This window comes from Halalkalibacter okhensis (genome assembly GCF_000787375.1).
In the GTDB taxonomy this organism is placed as follows: domain Bacteria; phylum Bacillota; class Bacilli; order Bacillales; family Bacillaceae_D; genus Halalkalibacter; species Halalkalibacter okhensis.
In genome coordinates this window covers 1-951 of the sequence record NZ_JRJU01000089.1, presented here as the reverse complement: position 1 = coordinate 951, position 951 = coordinate 1, and the positions used below count along the sequence as shown (strand labels likewise).

At 37.3% G+C, this 951-nt stretch carries 1 pseudogene; it reads left to right on the top strand.

Going from position 1 to position 951, the window contains the following annotated elements:
• Window positions 1-80: 80 nt before the first annotated feature.
• Window positions 81-951, top strand: a pseudogene (locus LQ50_RS24060) (IS3 family transposase); the annotation flags it as partial.

Below are 951 nucleotides of genomic sequence, written 5' to 3'. Positions count from 1 at the left end.
TTTGAATCGGCTACACTGAACTAGACAGAAAAATTAAGGTCAAGTAGACTACAGATAATAAAAATCGAGGAGAATCTACGATGACTAAAAGAGAACGCCGAACATTTACAGAGGAATTTAAACAACAGATTGTGCAGCTTTACAACAGCGGTAAACCAAGAAAAGAGATTATTCAAGAATACGATCTTACTCCTTCGTCTTTAGATAAGTGGGTGAGTCAGAGTCAGACTTCTGGTTCTTTCAAGGAAAAGGATAATTTAACACCTGAACAAAAGGAATTAGCAGAACTCAGAAAACGCAATAAGCAATTAGAAATGGAGAATGACATTTTAAAGCAAGCCGCGCTGATACTAGGACGAAAGTAAATGTGATTAAGAATAATCAACACAAATACTCGATATCAGCAATGTGCAAAGTCCTACAAATTCCGAGAAGCACCTATTATTATGAAGCAAAAGAACGTCAGGCCGAAGACGATATTACTTCCGATATTATTGAAATATTCCATGAAAGTTTCCAAAACTACGGCACTCGTAAAATTAAAATGGAATTAGTAAAGCGTGGGAAAGTGGTCTCTAGACGTCGAATCGGACGAATAATGAAAGAGCAAGGTCTGGTCTCCTCTTATACGCTCGCGCAATTTAAGCCACATTCCAGTGGGGCAAACGAATCGGAACAGAAAAATGAACTTGATCGTCAGTTTACACAAGACGAAGTATTATCAGTCGTTGTAAGTGACTTAACATATGTGAGAGTCGATAAAAAATGGCAGTACATATGTGTATTTGTTGATCTTTTTAACCGTGAAATTATAGGTTATAGTGCCGGTCCTCATAAAAATGCTTTATTAGTTTATCGTGCGTTAGCGTCGATCAAAACGGATCTACGTAAGATTAAGCTTTTTCATACAGATCGTGGAAGTGAGTTTAAGAACAAGCTCATTGACGATGC